We start from the raw sequence: 12,745 nt of genomic DNA on the forward strand, positions 1-12,745 counted from the left end.
ACGAATTTATCCTTGTGTGAATAAAAAAACTCCCTCTGCTCTGTAACAATAGCGAAGGGAGTTTTCTTAATACTCGTTTCTAAAGACTATTGATTTCTTACTTTAACGATTGAATAATTCCGTCCAATTCAGACAGATGCTTGATTTGGAACTTCGGCTTGATCTCTGTGGTATTGGTTTTAGTGTTTCGGTTCACCCAGACCGAGTGTACACCTGCTGCCAACGCTCCTTGAATATCAGTCGTCAGTTTATCTCCTACCATTAAAGCATGTTCAGGCTCAATACCAAGAAGCCCCAAAGCATGCTGGAATATAGACGGATCAGGCTTGCCTCGACCAAATGAACCTGAAATGACAACATGATCAAAGAAAGGAGCTAATTGAGGAACTCCATCCAGTTTCTCCTGTTGTAGATCAGGGGAGCCATTTGTCAGCAATAACAGCTTGTAACGTCCCTTCAATTGTTCTAGAATCTCGAACGTTTCTTCATATACATGTGGACGCGCGCGTCTTTCCGAAGCAAATTGGGTAGCCAGCTTTTCCGCCAACTTCTCATTATCTATCCCTAGTTGCTGGAGTCCTCTGCGCCATGATTCCTTTCGATAAACAGGGGCCAACTGTTCCAATTGGCGGAATTCAGGTTGCTCACCTGCTGTAAAATTCGCCCACAATCCTTCAAACGGATTAATGCCGATCATTTGAGTAAAACTAAAGGTTTCATAGGATTCATACAAAGCGCGTGCTTCCTTACGTACGGCTTCCTCCAGAGTTTTTGGATCAACGCCTGCTTCACGGGAGCCTGTTTGACACGCTGCATCAAATGCCTCTTCTACACTACGTTCATCCCACAAAAGGGTATCATCAAGATCAAACATTACCGCCTGAATCGTCATCTGAATTATCCACTCTCTTTCCACAGTATATGTACGCCTATTTGCTTGATTAAGCATTTGAATCGTTATGTGTGCCCATATTAAGCAAGCGGCCGCAGCATGTTATATGAAATAACATCATACGGCCTTTGTTACAGAGCTACAGGCTAAATCAGTTATTTCTTGTCTACCTGTATCTGATTGGATAGCGCAAACTTCTCAAGTCGCTCTGCAATGGCATCCGTGTCATAGCGACCTAATGATTTTGTGAAAATAAAATTACCACCCTTACCTTTTCTTTCAACGGTTACGTAACCCTTTTCAATCTTGATGGCTTTCATGTCCCCTGCCGTCATTGGACGTTCTCTACCACCTTTCAGCATATAGAGAGTATCCTTTCCCACTTTCAAATAAGGACGACGGATGAAAAAGATAACAGCCAGCATCAAGTACAGGCCGAATACAAGCCAATCCATCCCTCGCATACCGGTCTTAGTCAAAAAGTAACTCATAAGCATGTACAATACAGAAAGACCAGCCAGCATAATTGGCACAGTAATGTTACGGCCACGGAAAATATCCATTGTAGAACCTGCGCCGCTAATGGTTTGAATGCCTTGCTTTTTGCGCGATTTATTTAAATGCGCTGTGTTTTTGCGTACTTTTCTTTCAAATGATCGGGCCATCTCTCAATTCCTTCCCAGATATATTACATTAAAACAATTGCCTCAAAGCTGATCTATATAGATACCATAAAAGGTACCTAAAACAAAAGGCAAATTGCAGGCTTGGGCACTTTAACAACATTAATGCTTCAGCCCGTCATTTCCTTTCGATGTATCATCGTCCACAAATTCAATCGTCTCAAGCTGCTGCCGAAAATTACGGCGAATGTTACCTAAATAAATTTCCCGAAGATTGGCGCGCTCTGTGGCTTCCTCTTCCGTCAAACCCTCGGATTTTGCTTTGCGCGCTAATTCATTAATGCGCTGTACCAAGCTGTCTATATCCAAATTGTGTCCCCTCCATAAAAGCAAAGATATAATACACTTTGACATGTAGAAAAGAGCTTGTCAAGGCTCCCGTATTACGCTCCCTGACAAGCTCTAATAGTCTATAGATCAGAAGTTAGGAAGCTTGAGTACCTGACCTACTTGCACTCCCCGATCCTCCAAACCGTTAATCCGCACAATTCCTTCTATATATACCCGTGTATCCATTCGTTCCGGTTTATGATTTGCGGCAATCTCCCACAACGTATCCCCAGGTTGTACGGTCAGTTTAGTCACTTCTTCCTTGGAAGCTGAAGGTGCCGCGAAAACTGTAAGTACACCTGCCCCTGCAATCCAAGCAACAATCACTATAATAAGAAGCTTAAGTAAAAGAGTATTGGTAATAATCTGCATAAAACGTGCCCTACCCTCTTTTCGAGTCTCCTGTAAATTTTCTAAATTCATCGGAAAAATACTTTGATAAGTGCTATATTTCATCATTGGCTGTGTCCTCCAAACGTTTGTTCTTATGTTTTCACAATATAACACGAACATTTGTTTTGTTCAATAGAAAAGAGAACAAAAGTTCGCAATTATTTTCAGGGATTATTTAGAACTTATGTTTGTACGAACGGAGGTTCTATGCTATAATTTTCCCAAACGTTACTAAATGGGGTTGATACGGTATGTCTAAGATTTCGAGCCGCCAGCAGGCCATTCTTGAATTTATCCGCAATGAAGTGCGTCTAAAGGGATACCCCCCTTCTGTACGCGAAATAGGCGAGGCTGTCGGATTAGCCTCCAGTTCTACGGTTCATGGTCATTTGGATCGTTTAGAGAAAAAAGGACTCATTCGCCGCGATCCTACAAAACCACGGGCTATTGAGTTACTCGGTCAAGACGAATCGGATAACAGCAACTTGATTAATTACTCCATTAGTCGTGTCCCCGTCGTCGGCAAAGTAACTGCTGGCCTTCCTATTACGGCGACAGAAAATATTGAAGATTACTTTCCTCTTCCCCAACACTTTGTTGGTGAGGATAAAATATTCATGTTATCTGTTGTAGGCGAAAGCATGATTGAAGCTGGTATTGCTAACGGAGACTATGTAATCGTACGTCAGCAGCAGACCGCTGATAATGGTGATATTGTTGTAGCTATGACAGATGAAGACGAAGCTACAGTTAAAACCTTCTACAAAGAAAAGGATCATATTCGGCTTCAACCTGAAAATCCAGCCTTTGAACCGCTTCGCCTGACACACGTCAGCATTTTGGGCAAGGTTGTAGGACTCTTCCGGGACTTCCACTGATTTCTCGTTCTTTCTTCCCCGTTATTCTATCCACTAATACAAAACCGGCTGCCTAGGGCAAGCCGGTTTTGTATTGCTATTATGTTTATTATGTATCTCACAACTATTTTTTCATTTCAGCAACCTATCCCTATTTTTTCTACTAAAAATCAGCCTCCTCATCTCAAATAATCCCCCACTGACCTTGAGCAGCTATACTGTCATGGGCAAAACTAATAGATCTTTCTTTGTTTTAGATAAATATGGTATATTAATTACTTATAGCTCTGTAGGAGGAATTAAATGAAAAAAATTATAATTTCAGCGTTTGTTGTGATATTTATCGCCATAAGCTGTGTAGTTCCAACAATGGATCATTTGTATGCAAAAGAGAACTCCCACATAACAACCTATGACCGTATTAAGTATATACAAATACTTATCCATTTCAGGTATTTAGAAAAGCAACTCGAAGCTGTAATTTTCGAAAGAAATAATTATCCAGAAGACAGCCAAGAATATAAACAGCTCTCTGAACAACTGAATCATATTCTTGCTCAAGAGGCGTACTACGAGAAAAAACTTAACACTCTTAATAGTAAATAATTTTCATACTAACTGCCTATTATCTTTATCTACACTATTAGACTCATGCCGACCTGCCTGTAACATTCTCCTGCAACGTAAAGTTGAAAAGGCGAAGACAGGTTCGCATGAGTTTTTTTATTATCCATTAGGAATATAGGTACTAGCTTCTTTTTGCTTTTAATAGATTTATGCTGATACATTACTATCACAATTGACATATGTATATAGCAGAACTAAGCAAAGGAGATATGCAGATGATCAGAAATAGAGTTAAAACGTATAAGCATCGCATCGGGAAAAACAGATATCTGGTCGTTAAAGTCTTTCAAGCCGCAGCTGCTAAAACAGGAAGCGGAAATGCACTAGCAACCAATGCCTTGAATATCAAAATTTCCAAGCGTAAGCATAAACGCCACTAAGATTTAACCGTACCTTCATTTCTTGAAGGGAGGTGATATTATGAGCAGAAGACATTGCAAACGTGATTTAAGAAGAAGAAGATTAAACATCCGTTCCACTCAAAGAGCCATTGCGCGTGCAAGAGGTAACGCACTGGCTGTTAATCTGTTTAGCGTAAATGATAGACAACGCAGACGTTAATAATCGTTTTCAAGCAAAAGCGGGAAGGATTCTTCCTGCTTTTTTTGTGTTAAACGATACACCCAACTCCTAAATCCCATAGAACTGCTAAATTCAGTTGCCTTCCTTTTAACATACATATTCAACTATGCTTCCACTGGTTAAAACAGAAGCGAAATGGTACCCAGTCAAAAGCAGCAGCATTCTTGACTCAAATACTTTGTGTACAACTGACCACACCTATAGCCCTCAAACTTGCTTCAGCTTTTTTCACTTAAGTATTCCGGCTGTATATCCGTCCATGGTTTGTACGTTGCTGCATTGTTTGCTCAATTTTTTATTTTAAAACTTTATAAGGCCCCACTTCCCCACCACCGTATTCCACAAACTCCATCATATCCTACTCAACGGCTGGACTACAGATGCTCTTATCTGACTTAATGCAGCTGAAAACAATTCGATATTGGATCAACACTTCATATGTATGATTCATGTTGATCAACTCGACAATTCATTCTGGATAAGCGCTAAAAATCCTTCTCTAAATAATCATACCCTTACATGATTATTTAGAAAGCTAATATCCGACACATAAAGATAAAATACAACAAACAAAGACAAGAAAAAAATTTCTCTTCACAACCAATGAACTATGTACAAATACATTACACATGTATAACATTAAATACAAATACTAGAAAGGTGGTAACAATTTAATGAAAAAAGTATCTTTACTAGTATCAGTAGCAATGCTTATCTCATCTGTAGCTTTTGCTGCACCTTCTTTTGCAGATCAGGTCACAAGTGACACTTATAGTTCATTACAAGACTCAAATAGAAGTATAGAGTCTGTTACGCCTTTTGCTAATGTTGAATATGTCGTTACTGTAAATACGGCCAATCTCAAAGATGCCGGAACAGACTCGAACATCTCTATAACTCTGTATGGTTCTAATGGAGATTATGCTACCGCTACACTCAATGGTAGCTTTGAACAAGGAGATTCCGATACAACAAGAATCAGCACTAGTAACCTAGGTGACATCAGAAAAATTACTATTAGAACTGATGGATCTGGGTATAAACCAGGTTGGAAAATCGCTAATGTCAAAATATCTGGAAACGGGAAAACTTTCTCATTTGCAGGTCCTAACCGTTGGCTTGGTGACGGCGGTTCCGCAGATTCCGAAACACTTTTTCCATCCTAAAACAAATATTCATACAAAAGACTCTGTCGATATTTGGATAGAGTCTTTTAGTTTTGGATGAATAATCCTACTAAAATTGTATCGCCGTAATTATAATCCCATCTCAAGAATCAATTTTAAGAATAAACTCACTAATGGGAAAAATGTTATGTAATTTTGCTATATAAACAAAAGCTAAGAAATGGCCGCTGGAAAAATATATTGAATCTACTAAGAAAATTATAGCTTTAAAAAGAATTCAAGCATCAAATCACAACACCTAATTTTTTCGATTTAGCATGTCTCTTTTAGTCTCAATACTTTTAAGTTGATCATGTACATTTTCGAATATTGGATTATTATTTCCATCTACCTGACTTAGCGTAGCTGCGAACAGTTCGGTATTCTACTTTACCACTTTGTACTTATGATCAACAGTTACATTACTCTCTTGTATTTTCACAATAATCTCATCCCCAATAGCCGCCAGTGAAAGCAATTAACCCTCAAGCCAATTCTCTTATCATAGGATACCTCCAAAGTATAATAAATCTTCTAAATACTATACTGAAAGATGTGTCAAAGTATCGTGCGTATTATCGCAAATAAAAGACTCATACCAGTTATTGTTGCAAACTAATAAGGCCCTATCTGAGATTAAATTTAGGTATTAGGAAGGATTGTACCCATTCAATGAAACATTCCCCTTCTTACAAAATACAATAAGCGCAAATCTATTATGGCAGGAAATCCACCAAGTATTCGCCAAAAGAGAAGCGAATACTGTAGCTATTGCCAAATAGCTTATGCGCTCATTGAGTTCAACTATTTGCCATCCATGAGTGAAGTGGTATTATCCAACAGTTCTTTTCACGAATTAAACCCAAAGTGATTTAGTGATGATAACTAAGAGAATAAAGAGCACTAAAATTGCCGCTGTAGAAGTCCATACACCGCCGCCACCTGCACCTTCATATGCACCCATGTCTTAAACCTCCTTTATTTGTCGTTCACCTTAATATATGTATAAATACGTTCAGTGATAGGGCATGCAGGTAAACAAAACAAAGGCTCACACCCAGATAAACCGGTAGAGCCTAATAGTCTTTATAAAAGAATTAATTTCAAGATGATTACCAACAAAATGAAGAGTGCCAAGACAGCAGCTATCGATGTCCAAATCTTCCCGGCCGTCTCTTCGTAGCCTCTTTCTATTCCTCTCACACGTAACGCCTCCTTTGTTTACTCCACAGGCTATGCGAGGTCTTGTTTATGGGATGGACTTCTAGGAAAATAAAAACACTTTACCAGCGTATCCAGCAAGGTGCCACTGATGAAGAACTTTTACTATTGCCACAACTAAAGAACAACAAGAAGGACTCCTACAGCATTTAGCTGATAGAGTCCTTCTTTATATCTGCCTTAATTCAATTTAATTGCATTGAGTTATGGCTTCGAGTATATATTTTTCACTCCTCAAGACTCAATTAATGAATTCTACTATATTCCAAAACAATAAACATCCCGTCAGCGCATGCCAGTAGGGTATCACCCATTCTTTCGGATTATGCAACGGTTTGGTGATATTTCAAAAGAATTTATGTAAGGTCAGGCTGCTCGCCTTACGATATTAAACGTACTGTCCAGTTCCAAGTACCTTGGCTTGTTACTTTGATCTTATCCCCAACGATAAAAAAGGCCGTATTTGTGGTGGAATCCCCGAAGAAGCCCTTGTACCACTCTTTGCCTGGCTAATCGATTAAACCCTTCGGCGCGTTCCAGTGCCACCCCACATATCTATATTTGCTCCTTCAAAAACTTCAAGAAAATTCCTCTTAACATTAGATGGCAAGTATAAAGTAAAAAAAAAAAGTCCCAGCTAGGTGCCGAGACTTATTTAATTAATAGAAATTCAATTTTGAACTAACGTTCCAGTTAGTTATAGGGTTCCCAGTTCGTATCGCGTATATCTTTATCTGAGGCTTTTCTCACAAACTCTATGCATTTTTCTTCGCAAGCGCCAAATACTTTATAATTTTGCTGGCCCTGTCTTAAAGATACTATGTTTGCCCCACCATCATAATCAGGATCTGCAAACTGAATACCATCATCTTCCCAAAAACAAATTTCACAAATATCATAGGTTCCAGGCGGTTCATCGTTTAAGGTTTTGTAACCACAGCAAGGACAAGTATATTTTCCCACCGCTATAAGACCTCTCCTTATTATGTATCTATTTTTTTGTTCCGTTAGCCAGTTAAGTGAGTCCTTCATTACTTGTAATTTAAGGAGATAGGAAGATCTCTTTCGGATAAATCGCTTTAAACATCAATATATCGGTCTGTATATCCTGTCTGTATCTGTATCAATCACATAACCAACCTCTGTGTCATCTTCAAAACGCAATCGATTAAAATTATGAAGTCGACAAAATATATCAGGTAAATCTCTAATATTAAGAGTTATCATTTTTGCTTGTATATACTTTTGATATAGTTCTTCTTGTGTGCATTGGTGACCAGTAATCAAATTTTGAAAAAAGTAACCTTCAATTTTAATAATCATAAAATCACCACTGGTGGTTAACCATTCTTTATAAATTTAGAATACTTACATAACAATTACTCAACTAAAGCGCATGTTAACTTAACCTTAGTGAACAAATTAAAGCTCCCTTTCTACCACATTTGCTTATGATAACTTCTATTTTTCCATTAATTTATTAAATATCTCTCTATCTTTGGAAGTAAAGTCGGAAATCCGTTTCTTTTGCTCGTACGTGTTGGTACTTGAATCCAATTTAATGAAGCCTTTTTCACCAATCAAATACACAATATTTTTTTTCATCTTATATGACACAATATTATCAACAGCATTTTCCAGTGGATCAGCAAGATGATTATAAAGTATTAAAGGGTCGTGTGGCCCCCCTCTGAAAATTTGAAAAGTCCCGTCACCAAAATATTCTACGGTATCTTTGCCTGATGGGTATTTATACTTCGTATTATCCCCAGAATTCACCAGGAAAATTAGAGTAGTAGTTGTAACTAGTATAGCTATCAAGATAAAGATGTATCTGTGCTTCATCCAATTCACACCTCACTTCCAAGCTTTTCTTGTATCAGTTACTGTAACATAAGATGTATACTCTTTGAGCGTTTCCCATGATTCCATTAAATTTGTTAGATTGGCCGCAGCCCAACCGAGTTTGTTGTGCCCAGTAAACATTTGTTTAAAATTATACTCGAAATTATATATATCATAATATATTGTAGTAATTTTCCATTGCCCGTTAACGTAATTTCCATTTATTTTATAATACATGTTGTGAAAAGCATTATATAAATCTCTATCACTTTCTAATCCCTCAGATCCATTATATGAAAAACTTTTAACTTTATTAGCATTAGCTTTTTTGACTGCGGCATTAACTATTGCGATGTGCTCTTTAGATTTTTTAACTTGCTGCGCCTCATATGACCACTCGTTAAAGTGTAAATGTCCTGGTTTGTAATCAAGTGAATGCTGAAGTAAATTGGCTGTGATGTCTCCGTACTTCTTTCGAGCTATAGGAACAGCTACTAATGTAAATGCTTTACGATCAGGATAATGTATTACAGTGTCTGTCGAATCTTTTACCTTCTCTACGCCTCGCACCCAAGTCTTTTCTAGTTCTACCAGAGGATTTTCAAACGGAAAAGTATTATTTCCTGCATACACTAACATATTCTTACTGTATGCGTCTTCCAGTACTTTTTGCGAGACATCAGGCTGATCCTGTTCTCTTGTTTCCTTAGGTTCTAACTGAGGAGTGTACTGAATTTTTCCCAATTGATCTTCTTTTTGTTTTAAAACAAGTTCAAACTCAAGAATCTCTTTGCTGGTATCAATCTGTTCTTGATACTTATCTACATAAGCGTGTGTAAACGTAATATCACGGATCGCGTTTTCATTTCTCACGACTTGGATGTTACATTTTCGATAGTCGTCCTCACTATCAGGTTTATATTCTGCGTTTGCCCATGTGTACAGCATGTTGGAATTATCCGCATTGTATATAACTGAAGGAAGCGAATGAAGCGGAATTTTGCTTCGAATATGTAGCGAATGAGCCAAGTTTGTAGACTTAGCTGAAAGGTTTATGGAACTATTATTCTTATAAGTAAAGCCAGTGATCTCACCTTTTATAAACTCGATTGGTTCACCACCGGATTTGCGTTCTATTCTTAATGAAATGCTCATTGAGATAATCTCCTCTATTAATTTAATCTATTTTTGCAGGAAAAATTTATGAAAAATAATTTCCAAATATTAATATATACGAAAAAAAAATAAATAGTAAACATATTTTTAACTTGGTAAAAGACGTAAAAAAGACCCGGTTACCTAGGGCCTTTTATGTACTTGCAGAAATAATATCCTCCAACTTAATCCAGCTAAAATCATCCTCACCGCGTGACAGCCGTACGTGAGTTGTAGGAATCTATTAGCGCTTGCTCGATTAGCTGCACTTCCTGATCATCCAACTCTGGCTTGCCGCGCCGTTGACGGCCTTTCATGAGCTTTAGATACGCTTCCTTATGTTCCAGTATGAAGATTCAGCTGCTTTCCCATAATCCATTACCTTCGAGTCTTTTTGACATGTATGTAGCCTCCTGATGTGTTATGCACAAATTATATTCTGAGTACAAAAAATAAACTCCCGATCATTGGAGGTTTAATACCGTATAATGCCTATTTCCAGACGAGGAAAATGTAATGATCTTTTGGTCACCATCCCAGCCCTCTATGATTACAATATAGAGCGCATATCGCTCTTGTTGTCCCCTTCTTCCCAAAGCCAGCAACCGCGCGCCTTTATGTCCACTACACTGCTACCTGTCTTTATCTCCAGTTCCATCATGTTGGGCACCCGTCTTCGCTCAGCAGAATTATTGTAGAGTATTGGAGTAGCGTTCGATATCAGGTAACAAAGCGTTCAACTTCTTTGTTACCCAGCGTTTCCGTATACTATACAGATCAGAACAATGAACGACGAAAGCGGACACAACTATTATGCAACAATAGCGGAATAGACGGTTGCCAAAGTTACACTAAACTTTTGCAGAAGTTTACGATGGCGCACGTAAAGCCATGGAAAGAATATGGGGGCGATATTCCTGAGCCAATAGGATAAGACAAGAACAGCAGTAAATTTAATGTGTGTATTCCTAAAAGCCTACTCGTCCAATGTCAAAAGGGGCTACTGCCGAAAATTCTCCCTTGAACCAGCATTGCCTTTACAAATTGAGCAAATGAGGGATTTACAATAAAGTTCGGACCTCCCCCCCATTAACCCAGCCTAAACAGACGTATCGCAGTTCGTGCCAACCTCAAACGGCAAGTCATTCACCCCATTGGTGCCAAGATGCCAAAGGCTGAGGATAGCTGCGAGTTCCAAAAAAACAGTGTTCAATAAAGCGTACAATCGCAGCACGTTAGTTACATTTAACTAATCAGGAAATTATCCAAGTAGGAGGAAATAACCATGGCATTTGAAGGTTATAGAGAAGACAAGCGAGAACATTGGTTTGACTGGCCATTCCCCTTGTCGGTATCAATTCTGTATGTGGATGCGGATGTAGATCTAGATGTAGATGAAACAGAAACGAAATGGTACCTCATTGACGAACAAGAAAAACACTTGATCCGAATTAGGGATGAAAAACAAATTGAACTGCTTCATCACTGCATGTATGGAGTCTTGTTAAATGACGAGAAGATCAACTGGATTATTGATAAAAATGGCGGTAGATTTACCTATCATGATGGTGTGGAAGATTATATCAAATCCCAGAAAGAATACCTTGATACATTATAAGAGGCGTGAACAGTTAAAAGCTCTACCGACCAATTAAGGTTAGCAGAGCTTTTAAATTTATTTAGAATATTCACTTACTTCAAATGTTAGGATACGATCATATAGCATGTAATCCTTTCGGCTGCTGAATGGACCTTTATTATTATCGTGTTTATTAATGGCGTATGAAGCCGATCCAGAACCAGCCTGCTTGCCCTCATACCATGAGATAAAGTCATTGACCTCTTTCATGCTTAGGTCAAACTCCTTTTCCAAACCAGTTATCATAGTAACCACCAGAATTGCACGGTCCCCAGTTGGTAGAGATGGATCAGTTGGTTCGGGAGTTGGTGCCGGCTCAGGTGTGGAACCGTCAATCTTCCCGAATATCTCTATAGTATTAACCGGAGAATTTGCCAATGTACTCTGACTTCCTCCAATAACGTAAATTTGTCCACCTAATGTTATAGCCCCTGCCCCACTTCTGGCTTGCTTTAAGCTAGCCTCAGGAGACCAGTTATTCTGTTCAAAATCAAAGGATTCTACTGTATTAAGTTCATAACTACGTCCACCTGCTTCAGTTTTTCCAGCAATAGCAAATATTTTATTGGAATAAATGACAGCTTGGGCCCCTCCACGTGCTGTCAAAAGATTGGGTTTAGTTGACCAGTTATCGTTATCGGGATCACATTCAAGAAATGTGTTTAGTGAGACATTTGAATTATTATCAATATGTCTACCTGCTACAAGATAGATTTTGTCCTTATGTACAACTGCAGAGGAACCATGAAGTGTATTCGGCATAGGTTTCTTCGTTGACCAGCTGTCGGAAGCCGGATCATATACTTGGACAGTAGCAACTGAACGCGTATTTGTTGTCATCCCACCAAACACATAAATCTTTCCCTTATACAAAACACTTGTCAACGAACCTAAAGCCAGCCTGCGGCATAGCTTTCCTAACACTCCATGTATCTGTCTGGGTATTGTAAACTTCAACATTATTTACTGAGGAGCCTCCTGTCCAGCTAAAGGCATTACCTGTATAGCCACCAATAACATAAATATCATTTCCATAAACAACGGAAGTTGCTGTAGAACGAGCCGTAGGCATGCTACTTCCTGAGGCCCATATATTATTTTTCGGCTCATAAATTTGAACATCCTTATATGGGTTTGATCCTGAAGAACCACCGAAAATATATATCTTGCCATTCAATTCAGAAACAGCACTTACCGCCTTAGGATTTTCTATAGTCGTTTTAATCGACCATTCATCGCTTACAGCTTCTGCTTTTACCTCTAAAGCTGACATATTCAAGAACACTATCACTACAATTAAAATGCTCCATAATGCTTTAATTTTACTTATCACTCGATCTCTTCCTAGCAATATA

16 protein-coding genes and 1 pseudogene are annotated in these 12,745 nt (G+C 38.5%); 6 read left to right on the forward strand and 11 right to left on the reverse strand.

What is annotated here, in order from left to right; translation table 11 throughout:
- Positions 1–97: 97 nt before the first annotated feature.
- From ACM1ND_RS14625 to ACM1ND_RS14640, 4 genes are all read right to left on the reverse strand, one after another.
- Positions 98–892 (reverse strand): HAD family hydrolase, encoded by a 795-nt coding sequence (locus tag ACM1ND_RS14625; protein ID WP_316244474.1) that lies wholly within the window; start codon positions 890–892, stop codon positions 98–100.
- A gap of 155 nt (positions 893–1,047) precedes the next feature.
- Positions 1,048–1,557, reverse strand: coding sequence for a hypothetical protein (locus ACM1ND_RS14630; RefSeq protein ID WP_023989003.1), 510 nt, complete (start codon positions 1,555–1,557; stop codon positions 1,048–1,050).
- Positions 1,558–1,677: 120 nt separating this feature from the next.
- Positions 1,678–1,884 carry a DUF896 domain-containing protein gene (locus tag ACM1ND_RS14635; RefSeq protein ID WP_013310543.1) on the reverse strand — a complete coding sequence of 69 codons (207 nt, stop codon included), beginning with the start codon at positions 1,882–1,884 and terminating at the stop codon, positions 1,678–1,680.
- A gap of 108 nt (positions 1,885–1,992) precedes the next feature.
- Complete coding sequence (locus tag ACM1ND_RS14640; RefSeq protein ID WP_071559624.1) at positions 1,993–2,361, reverse strand: LysM peptidoglycan-binding domain-containing protein; 369 nt, start codon at positions 2,359–2,361, stop codon at positions 1,993–1,995.
- 188 nt (positions 2,362–2,549) lie between these two features.
- Here ACM1ND_RS14640 and lexA point away from each other — a divergent pair, with 188 nt between their 5' ends.
- The 5 genes from lexA to ACM1ND_RS14665 all read left to right on the forward strand — a co-directional run bounded on the left by lexA (position 2,550) and on the right by ACM1ND_RS14665 (position 5,530).
- Positions 2,550–3,176 (forward strand): transcriptional repressor LexA, encoded by a 627-nt coding sequence (lexA, locus tag ACM1ND_RS14645; protein WP_013310545.1) that lies wholly within the window; start codon positions 2,550–2,552, stop codon positions 3,174–3,176.
- A gap of 282 nt (positions 3,177–3,458) precedes the next feature.
- Positions 3,459–3,761 (forward strand): hypothetical protein, encoded by a 303-nt coding sequence (locus ACM1ND_RS14650; RefSeq protein ID WP_028541732.1) that lies wholly within the window; start codon positions 3,459–3,461, stop codon positions 3,759–3,761.
- Between the two features lie 236 nt (positions 3,762–3,997).
- Positions 3,998–4,162, forward strand: coding sequence for a hypothetical protein (locus ACM1ND_RS14655; RefSeq protein ID WP_013310546.1), 165 nt, complete (start codon positions 3,998–4,000; stop codon positions 4,160–4,162).
- Between the two features lie 40 nt (positions 4,163–4,202).
- Complete coding sequence (locus tag ACM1ND_RS14660) at positions 4,203–4,343, forward strand: hypothetical protein (protein WP_167348633.1); 141 nt, start codon at positions 4,203–4,205, stop codon at positions 4,341–4,343.
- A 695-nt stretch (positions 4,344–5,038) separates the two neighbouring features.
- A complete protein-coding gene (locus ACM1ND_RS14665; protein WP_418026199.1) occupies positions 5,039–5,530 on the forward strand; it encodes a PLAT/LH2 domain-containing protein in 492 nt (163 codons plus the stop codon).
- Positions 5,531–6,386: 856 nt separating this feature from the next.
- Here ACM1ND_RS14665 and ACM1ND_RS14670 read toward each other — a convergent pair.
- The 5 genes and pseudogenes from ACM1ND_RS14670 to ACM1ND_RS14690 all read right to left on the reverse strand — a co-directional run bounded on the left by ACM1ND_RS14670 (position 6,387) and on the right by ACM1ND_RS14690 (position 10,107).
- Complete coding sequence (locus ACM1ND_RS14670; protein ID WP_023989007.1) at positions 6,387–6,494, reverse strand: hypothetical protein; 108 nt, start codon at positions 6,492–6,494, stop codon at positions 6,387–6,389.
- 950 nt (positions 6,495–7,444) lie between these two features.
- Entirely contained in the window at positions 7,445–7,714 is a 270-nt protein-coding gene (locus tag ACM1ND_RS14675) for a CPCC family cysteine-rich protein (protein WP_023989009.1), read from the reverse strand.
- A 498-nt stretch (positions 7,715–8,212) separates the two neighbouring features.
- On the reverse strand, positions 8,213–8,596 hold the full coding sequence (locus ACM1ND_RS14680) for a hypothetical protein (RefSeq protein ID WP_181016554.1): 384 nt from the start codon (positions 8,594–8,596) through the stop codon (positions 8,213–8,215).
- Positions 8,597–8,608: 12 nt separating this feature from the next.
- Complete coding sequence (locus ACM1ND_RS14685) at positions 8,609–9,751, reverse strand: hypothetical protein (RefSeq protein WP_418026200.1); 1,143 nt, start codon at positions 9,749–9,751, stop codon at positions 8,609–8,611.
- Positions 9,752–9,905: 154 nt separating this feature from the next.
- A pseudogene (locus tag ACM1ND_RS14690) lies at positions 9,906–10,107 on the reverse strand (YolD-like family protein).
- Between the two features lie 929 nt (positions 10,108–11,036).
- Here ACM1ND_RS14690 and ACM1ND_RS14695 point away from each other — a divergent pair.
- Complete coding sequence (locus tag ACM1ND_RS14695; protein ID WP_023989013.1) at positions 11,037–11,369, forward strand: hypothetical protein; 333 nt, start codon at positions 11,037–11,039, stop codon at positions 11,367–11,369.
- Between the two features lie 57 nt (positions 11,370–11,426).
- Here the strand turns inward: ACM1ND_RS14695 and ACM1ND_RS14700 are convergent, their stop codons facing one another.
- Positions 11,427–12,350 carry a Kelch repeat-containing protein gene (locus tag ACM1ND_RS14700; protein WP_081376905.1) on the reverse strand — a complete coding sequence of 308 codons (924 nt, stop codon included), beginning with the start codon at positions 12,348–12,350 and terminating at the stop codon, positions 11,427–11,429.
- Positions 12,256–12,723, reverse strand: a complete 468-nt coding sequence (locus ACM1ND_RS14705; protein ID WP_028541737.1) for a Kelch repeat-containing protein — start codon at positions 12,721–12,723, stop codon at positions 12,256–12,258. The genes ACM1ND_RS14700 and ACM1ND_RS14705 overlap by 95 nt, the downstream gene beginning before the upstream one ends.
- Positions 12,724–12,745 lie beyond the last annotated feature (22 nt).

It is taken from the genome of Paenibacillus sp. JJ1722 (assembly GCF_048282685.1).
Classification (GTDB): Bacteria; Bacillota; Bacilli; order Paenibacillales; family Paenibacillaceae; genus Paenibacillus; species Paenibacillus polymyxa_B.

Coding starts and splice junctions, on each gene's coding strand:
- ACM1ND_RS14625 (WP_316244474.1), bottom strand. CDS start 892: ATGACGATTCAGGCGGTAATGTTTGATCTTGATGATACCCTTTTGTGG.
- ACM1ND_RS14630 (WP_023989003.1), bottom strand. CDS start 1,557: ATGGCCCGATCATTTGAAAGAAAAGTACGCAAAAACACAGCGCATTTA.
- ACM1ND_RS14640 (WP_071559624.1), bottom strand. CDS start 2,361: ATGAAATATAGCACTTATCAAAGTATTTTTCCGATGAATTTAGAAAAT.
- lexA (WP_013310545.1), top strand. CDS start 2,550: ATGTCTAAGATTTCGAGCCGCCAGCAGGCCATTCTTGAATTTATCCGC.
- ACM1ND_RS14650 (WP_028541732.1), top strand. CDS start 3,459: ATGAAAAAAATTATAATTTCAGCGTTTGTTGTGATATTTATCGCCATA.
- ACM1ND_RS14655 (WP_013310546.1), top strand. CDS start 3,998: ATGATCAGAAATAGAGTTAAAACGTATAAGCATCGCATCGGGAAAAAC.
- ACM1ND_RS14660 (WP_167348633.1), top strand. CDS start 4,203: ATGAGCAGAAGACATTGCAAACGTGATTTAAGAAGAAGAAGATTAAAC.
- ACM1ND_RS14665 (WP_418026199.1), top strand. CDS start 5,039: ATGAAAAAAGTATCTTTACTAGTATCAGTAGCAATGCTTATCTCATCT.
- ACM1ND_RS14670 (WP_023989007.1), bottom strand. CDS start 6,494: ATGGGTGCATATGAAGGTGCAGGTGGCGGCGGTGTATGGACTTCTACA.
- ACM1ND_RS14680 (WP_181016554.1), bottom strand. CDS start 8,596: ATGAAGCACAGATACATCTTTATCTTGATAGCTATACTAGTTACAACT.
- ACM1ND_RS14685 (WP_418026200.1), bottom strand. CDS start 9,751: ATGAGCATTTCATTAAGAATAGAACGCAAATCCGGTGGTGAACCAATC.
- ACM1ND_RS14695 (WP_023989013.1), top strand. CDS start 11,037: ATGGCATTTGAAGGTTATAGAGAAGACAAGCGAGAACATTGGTTTGAC.
- ACM1ND_RS14700 (WP_081376905.1), bottom strand. CDS start 12,350: ATGTTGAAGTTTACAATACCCAGACAGATACATGGAGTGTTAGGAAAG.